Here is a 565-nt window from a genome sequence, read left to right on the forward strand (position 1 = left end):
TCGATGCCGGCGGCGATCTGGTCATCGCGTCGGGCAAGGACATGGTGGCGCATGACGACCGCGAGAAGAGCAAGGGCTTCCTCAGCAAGGGCAGTATCTCCACCCAGAGCTATAACGAGACCACGGTTGGCTCCGAGCTCGGCGCTTCCGGCAATGTAAATCTGAACACCGGAAACAACGTCGTCATCGCCGGCTCGAAGGTGACGGCCGGCGAGGCGATCACCGTCGAAGGCGACAGCGTCTCCGTCATCGGCGCCGCCGAGCAGCATGAGCGCGAAAGCGAGAGCAAGAAGTCGGGCCTTGGTGTCGGCTCCGGCGGCGGCTTCCTGTCGCTGTGGGGCAAGGAAGGCAAGGAGAAGGATTACGACGCGACGCTGAATGCCGGCTCCTCGCTCTCAGCCGGCGCGGATGTGACGCTGAAGGCGCGTGAAAGCGACGTCAACGTCATCGGTTCGGATGTCGAGGCGGGCAACGACATCGCGCTCGACGCCGCTCGCGACGTCAATATCACGCCGGGGGCGGAAGCTTACGCCTCGCATGAGAAGGAAGAGAAATCCGGCTTCGG

The 565-nt window shown here is 63.7% G+C and carries 1 protein-coding gene; it reads left to right on the forward strand.

The window, feature by feature from the left end:
- On the forward strand, positions 1-565 hold a 565-nt coding region (locus tag ATN84_RS18835; RefSeq protein ID WP_153020302.1), incomplete at both ends, for a hemagglutinin repeat-containing protein.

Origin of the sequence: Paramesorhizobium deserti (assembly GCF_001558695.1) — a bacterium.
In the GTDB taxonomy this organism is placed as follows: Bacteria; Pseudomonadota; Alphaproteobacteria; order Rhizobiales; family Rhizobiaceae; genus Paramesorhizobium; species Paramesorhizobium deserti.